Here is a 6,454-nt window from a genome sequence, read left to right as displayed (position 1 = left end):
GCCCTAAGCCCCGGGCCCCGAGCCCCAGCCGAACAGAGCTCCGAGCCAGAGCCGGAGATTCGGGCTCCCGGGGTCCGGGAAGAGGGCCCGGGAGCTGTCACCCTCCGCTTCGGTGACGATCCGCGCAGCAGCCCCCTTACGTCAGGGGGCTGCTGCCTTTAGTCTGATCTCTGCTCAGTAGTTACTCGCCAGTCATAAGACTTGTCGGTCAGGCAGAGCCCTCGGAGCGCGAGGCGACGCGGCGAGCCGACTCGAGCGAGCAGCCGACACACAGGACGCAAGGACGCGGGTCCCGGAGGATGGCGTGAGCGACACACAGTCCCTGATCGAGAACCGGCCGCCTTCCGTGGCGACGCTCTTTCTGGAGCGGGTCGAGGCCACCCCGGACGCGGAGGCCTACCGGTATCCCGTCATCCGTCCCGCGGGACAGAGCGAGGGGCCCGACGAGTGGCGCTCCTACAGCTGGCGGGAGTCGGCGGAGCGGGTCTTCTCCATCGCGGCGGGTCTGATGGACCTGGGGGTGCGTCCGGAGGAGCGGGTGGCCATCGCGTCCAGCACGCGGATCGAGTGGATCCTGACCGACCTGGGGATCCTGTGCGCGGGGGCGGCCACGACGACGGTCTACCCCAGCACGAACGCCGACGAGGTGGCCTACATCCTCGCCGACTCGGCCAGCCGCGTGCTGATCGCCGAGGACGCCACCCAGCTCGCGAAAATCCGTGCGCACCGGGACGAGCTGCCGGAGCTGGCGCACGTGGTGCTGATGGACGGCGAGCCGGAGGCCGAGGACGCCGCGAGCGGCTGGGTGATCGGGTTCGCGGAGCTGGAGCGCCGCGGCGCCGCCTACCGCGAGGAGCACCCGCAGGCGGTCACCGAGACGGTCGAGGGCCTGCGCGCCGACCAGCTGGCCACGCTGATCTACACCTCGGGGACGACGGGCAGGCCGAAGGGCGTGCGGCTGCCGCAGGACGCCTGGTCGTACATGGCCAGGGCGGTCCCGCAGGCGGGCCTGCTCAACCAGGACGACGTGCAGTACCTGTGGCTGCCGCTGGCGCACGTCTTCGGCAAGATGCTGATCTCCGTGCAGATCGACTCGGGCCACGTCGTCGCCGTGGACGGCCGCGTCGACAAGATCATCGAGAATCTGCCCGTCGTGCAGCCGACGAAGATGTGCGCGGTGCCGCGCATCTTCGAGAAGGTCTACAACGGGGTCGCCCAGAAGGCGCGGGCCGGCGGGCCCGCGAAGTACAAGATCTTCCTGTGGGCGGCCGAGGTCGCCCGCGAGTACGCGAGGACGACGCAGGACAACCAGCGCCGCACCGGTGTGCCGGACGCGCCCACCGGTCTCAAGGTCAAGCACGCCCTCGCGGACCGGCTGGTCTACAGCAAACTGCGGGAGGCGTTCGGTGGCCGCATGGTCGGCTGCGTGTCCGGCTCTGCCGCGCTGGCCCCCGATCTGGGCTACTTCTTCGCGGGCGCCGGTATCCCGGTGCTGGAGGGCTACGGGTTGACCGAGTCGTCGGCCGCCAGCTTCTGCAACCGCAGCGACAACTTCCGTACGGGCACGGTCGGCAAGCCGATGCCGGGCACCGAGGTGCGCATCGCGGACGACGGGGAGGTCCTGCTGCGGGGCCCCGGCATCATGGAGGGCTACCACGGCCTGCCGGACAAGACCGCGGAGGTGCTGGAGGAGGACGGCTGGTTCCACACCGGCGACATCGGTGAACTCTCCGAGGACGGCTACCTGCGGATCACCGACCGCAAGAAGGACCTGATCAAGACCTCCGGCGGCAAGTACATCGCGCCGGCCGAGGTGGAGGGCCAGTTCAAGGCCGTCTGCCCGTACGTGTCCAACATTCTGGTGCACGGCGCCGGGCGGAACTTCTGCACAGCTTTGATCGCGCTGGACGAGCCGGCCGTCATGGCCTGGGCGGCGGATCAGGAGGACCTCAAGGGCAGGCCGTACGCGGAGGTCGTCGCCTCCGAGCAGGTGCGCGGCCTGGTGGACGGCTACGTCGAGGAGCTGAACAGGGGCCTCCAGCGCTGGCAGACCATCAAGAGGTTCCGGATTCTCCCGCGCGACCTCGACATCGAGCACGGAGAGCTGACGCCCAGCCTGAAGATGAAGCGTCCGGTGGTGGAGAAGAAGTTCGGCGACCTGATCGACGAGATGTACGAGGGCGCCCGCGAGCGCTGAGTTCACACGCGCCGTTGAGCTCTCACGCGCCGCAGCGCTCGCACACCGTTCGCGCGGCGCCGTGCGGCCCGTTCAGACGCCGCGCAGCTCGTTCAGCGTGTCGGCCAGGTGGCCCACGTCGCGGGCGAGCCGTGCGGTGTCGGTACCCCCGTCGGCGGCCAGGTGGGCCTCGACCGCCTCGAGCCGGCGTGCGAAGTCGTCCAGCCGGTACTGCTCCTCCGTCAGCAGTTGGCACAGCCGGCGGCTCTTGCGGTCCAGATCGAGGAAGACGCTCACCTTGGTGCGCAGCACCCAGGGGTCGAACGGCTTGGGCACGTAGTCCACGGTGCCGGTGGCGTAGCCCCGGAAGGAGAAGCCGGACTCGCGGGTGGCGTGCGGTCCCGTCAGGAAGATGACGGGAAGGTCCTTGGTCCGGTCGGAGCGCTTCAGGCACCGGGCTGTCTCGAAGCCGTCCATGCCCGGCATCGCCACGTCGAGCAGGACGAGCGCGATCTCCTCCCGTTCCAGCACGGTCACCGCCTCCGCGCCGGACGCCGCACGCGCCAACGGGACGTGTAACGTCGAGAGTACGGCTTCCAGCGCGACGAGGTTGTCCTCCATGTCGTCGACGAGCAGGACGCCTGCGTCGTGTGGTGGGCGGCCGGTGCCCCTCGTGGATCCCCTGCTCATCGCTCCTCGTCGGTGTCGCCGGTGGTTGATTCTCGTACGGGAAGAAGCGAGCACCGTACCCGGCCGTCCTGGTGTGCCAACTGCCGGGGGTCGCTTGGTGATTAGAGTGCGCTTCACTTTCCCGTGAGGGGATTTTCGGCCACCTTTTTTCGTGACTCCACGCGTATGAGCGGGCCCCTTCTGTCACTCTTGCTGCACCGCGCTGAGCGGTGACGGAGCAGCTGGGCCGGGGGGAGAGGCACGATGCCGCACACGGAGGCGGAGGCGGAAACGGAGAGGGACACGGGGGTTGCCGTCGGCGGGGCGGGCGGATGGGCGAGTCAGGGGGGTCTCTCCTTCCTCGCGGAGGCCTCCGACCTGCTGGCCGGGCACACCGACGAGGACAGGGTCGCCTCGCTCGCCGGGCAGTTGATGGTGCCCCGCTTCGCCGACTGGTGCGCGGTGTGGCTGCGGGACGAGGAGCGCTCCCGGCCGCCCCGGCTCGCCCGGGTGTGGCACGCGCGGGAGGACCGCATCGCCCGGTTGCGCGCCGAGCTCGACCGGGAGCCGCCGCTGGGCACACCCCGCGCCGTACCGGGCCGGGCCGTTCCCTGGCACCGGGCCGACGGCCCGGCCGGCGCCGGCGGGAGAGACGGCGCCGGAGTCCGCTGCGATCTGGTGGTCGGTGGGCGCACCCTCGGTTCGCTGGTGCTCGGGCGAGAAGGGCTGTCCCGGTTCCCGGACGGAGCTCTCGGGCTGGTCGAGGACTTCGCCCGCCGGGTGGCCCTCGCCGTGCTCTCGGCGCGCCGCTACACGCTGCAGGCCACCATCAGCCAGGTCCTCCAGCGGGGGCTGCTGCCCAAGGAGGAGGTGCGCGTCCCCGGCCTGGACACCGCGCTCGTCTACGAACCGGCGGGCGAGGGGGCGTGGGCGGGCGGCGACTTCTACGATCTGCTGCGGCTGCCGGGCGACCGCTGGCGCTTCGCTCTCGGTGACGTGTGCGGCAGCGGGCCCGAGGCCGCCGTCGTCACCGGTCTGGCCCGTCCTGTGCTGCGGCTGCTCGCCAAGGAGGGCTACTCGGTCACCGAGACGTTGGGCCGGCTCAACCGGGAGGTGGGGGAGCAGGCCCGGTTCCTTTCCGTCGTCTACGGCGAACTGGCCTTCCGCGGCGACCTCGTGGACTGCACGCTCACCTGTGCGGGCCATCCGCTGCCGCTGGTGTGCGACGCCTCGGGCGCTGTGCGTACCGCCGCGCTGCCGCAGTTGCTGCTCGGCATCGCACAGGACGTGGACTACGACAGCCAGTCCTTCACCCTGCACCCCGGTGACACGCTGCTGTGCGTCACCGACGGTGTGACCGAACGCCGCTGCGGGCGGCATCTGTTCGATGACGGCGACGGGCTGGCCACCCTCTTCGCGGAGTGCGCGGGCCTGGACGCGGGCGCCACCGCCGAGCGTCTGCGGCGCGCGGTCCACGCCTTCGCCCCGGACGTGCCCGCCGACGACCTGGCCATGCTGGTGCTGCGGGCACCGAACGGGCCGCCGCGGCGCGCACACCCCGCTTGACGGCCCCCCCCGGGCGCTGCGCCGCTCAGTCGACCAGGTCGCGCACCACGGCGTCTGCCAGCAAGCGGCCCCGCAGGGTGAGTACGGCACGTCCCCGGGCGTACGGTTCCGGCTCCAGCAGGCCGTCGTCGCGGGCCCGCTCCGCGGCCTTCGCCCCCGCGGGCGCCAGCAGGCCGAGGGGGCAGCCGTCCCGCAGCCGCAGCTCCAGCAGGATCCGTTCGACGCGCCGGTCCTCGGCGCCGAGGATCTCGCGGCCCGCGCCGGGCGAGCGGCCCTCGGCGAGGGCCTTCGCGTAGCCGGCGGGGTGCTTGACGTTCCACCAGCGCACACCGCCGACGTGGCTGTGCGCCCCGGGCCCGGCGCCCCACCAGTCGGCCCCGGTCCAGTACAGCTCGTTGTGGCGGCACCGGGCGGACGCCTCGCCCTCCCCCGGTCCCCGTCCGGGAGGTGCCCCCACGGCCCAGTTGGAGACCTCGTACCACTCCATGCCCGCCGCGCTCAGCCGCTCCTCGGCGATCAGATAGCGGTCCGCGTGCACGTCGTCGTCCGTCATCGGCACCTCGCCCCGCCGGATCTGCCGCGCCAGCCGGGTGCCCTCCTCGACGATCAGCGCGTAGGCGGAGACGTGGTCGGGGCCCGCGGCGAGCGCGGCGTCCAGTGAGGCCCGCCAGTCGTCGTCCGTCTCGCCCGGGGTGCCGTAGATCAGATCGAGGTTGACGTGCGAGAACCCCGCCTTGCGGGCCTCCGCGACGCACTCCTGGGGGCGGCCGGGCGTGTGGGTGCGGTCCAGTACCCGCAGTACGTGCTCGCGGGCGCTCTGCATGCCGAAGGAGACCCGGTTGAAGCCCGCCTCGCGCAGCTGCGCCAGGTAAGCGGGGTCGACGGACTCCGGGTTCGCCTCGGTGGTGATCTCGGCGTCCTCGGCCAGCCCGAACTCCTGGTCGACCGCCGCGAGCATCCGCCCCAGGTCGGCCGCGGGCAGCAGGGTGGGGGTGCCGCCGCCGACGAACACCGTCGTGACGGGCCGCGGGTCGTCGCCGAGCACCCGGCGGGCGAGGCGGATCTCCTCGACGACCTGCTCCGCGTACCTGTCCCGCGAGGTTCCGCCCAGCTCGGAGGCGGTGTAGGTGTTGAAGTCGCAGTAGCCGCAGCGGGTGGCGCAGTACGGCACGTGCAGGTAGAAGCCGAGCGGGCGGGTGGCCGCGCCGTCGAGCGCGTGGCGGGGGAGCGAGCCGTCTGCGGGCATCGGCTCGCCGTCGGGAAGTGCGGAGGGCATCTGTCCATTGTCCCCGCTCGTGGGGGAACCGTCCCCACTCGTGGGCGAACCGTCCCCGCTCGTGGGCGGAGCCCCCGCGGCGTCAGGCGGCCGGGCCCCGTGCGGCGGTGAGACGCCGGCCGCGCAGTGCCCGGTAGACGGCGCCGACCACCGCGGCCTGCGCCAGCGCGGAGAGGCCGATCAGCAGCGCCAGGGCCCAGCCGCTGTCGGGGGCGAGCGGCAGGAAGAGCACGGAGACGGGCGCTGTGGCGATGAACATCCACACCCCCGCGAACGAGGCGTCGGGCCCGGAGTCGAACAGGCTGACGCCGACGGTGAACAGTACGGCGGCTACGACCAACGCGAGGTAGGCCAGTGACGCGGGGTTGAGCAGCAGTCCCCGAGCGCTCGTGGTCCGTTTCGCGTCTCCTGACCCTGCCATGACCAGACCCCCTGATCCCGGTCGCACCTGCGTACGACGCCGATGTGTGCGGTGTGCTCTGCCACGGTAGGCACGCCCCGCGCGGCCCGGCATGAGTACGCGTACTCAAGCCGCACGGGGGGCGTGCGGCSSGRSYGCCGGGACAGAGCCCCCCCCCCCCCCCCCCCCCCCCCCCCCCCCCCCCCCCCCCCCCCCCCCCCCCCCCCCCCCCCCCCCCCCCCCCCCCCCCCCCCCCCCCCCCCCCCCCCCCCCCCCCCCCCCCCCCCCCCCCCCCCCCCCCCCCCCCCCCCCCCCCCCCCCCCCCCCCCCCCCCCCCCCCCCCCCGGCACGCCCCGCGCGGCCCGGC

The 6,454-nt window shown here is 72.9% G+C and carries 4 protein-coding genes and 1 pseudogene; 2 read left to right on the top strand and 3 right to left on the bottom strand.

The genetic code is table 11. The features are described 5' to 3' along the window. Positions 1 to 304 precede the first annotated feature (304 nt). Entirely contained in the window at positions 305 to 2,197 is a 1,893-nt protein-coding gene (locus AB8Z75_RS29740) for a long-chain fatty acid--CoA ligase (protein ID WP_369207376.1), read from the top strand. A 72-nt stretch (positions 2,198 to 2,269) separates the two neighbouring features. On the opposite strand, the gene AB8Z75_RS29735 is transcribed toward AB8Z75_RS29740, so the two are convergent. Continuing rightward, positions 2,270 to 2,866 carry a two-component system response regulator gene (locus AB8Z75_RS29735; protein ID WP_369207374.1) on the bottom strand — a complete coding sequence of 199 codons (597 nt, stop codon included), beginning with the start codon at positions 2,864 to 2,866 and terminating at the stop codon, positions 2,270 to 2,272. A gap of 321 nt (positions 2,867 to 3,187) precedes the next feature. Here AB8Z75_RS29735 and AB8Z75_RS29730 point away from each other — a divergent pair. Then, positions 3,188 to 4,411: pseudogene (locus AB8Z75_RS29730) on the top strand (PP2C family protein-serine/threonine phosphatase); the annotation flags it as partial. A 25-nt stretch (positions 4,412 to 4,436) separates the two neighbouring features. On the opposite strand, the gene hemW reads toward AB8Z75_RS29730, so the two are convergent. Both hemW and AB8Z75_RS29720 read right to left on the bottom strand, forming a co-directional pair. Continuing rightward, on the bottom strand, positions 4,437 to 5,687 hold the full coding sequence (gene hemW / locus AB8Z75_RS29725; protein WP_369207372.1) for a radical SAM family heme chaperone HemW: 1,251 nt from the start codon (positions 5,685 to 5,687) through the stop codon (positions 4,437 to 4,439). 82 nt (positions 5,688 to 5,769) lie between these two features. After that, entirely contained in the window at positions 5,770 to 6,108 is a 339-nt protein-coding gene (locus AB8Z75_RS29720) for an SCO4225 family membrane protein (protein ID WP_369207370.1), read from the bottom strand. Positions 6,109 to 6,454: the final 346 nt, after the last annotated feature.

Source organism: Streptomyces sp. PU-14G (genome assembly GCF_041028275.1).
GTDB lineage: Bacteria > Actinomycetota > Actinomycetes > Streptomycetales > Streptomycetaceae > Streptomyces.
The sequence above is the reverse complement of the archived record's forward strand: the minus strand, read 5'-3'. Positions and strand labels throughout refer to the sequence as shown.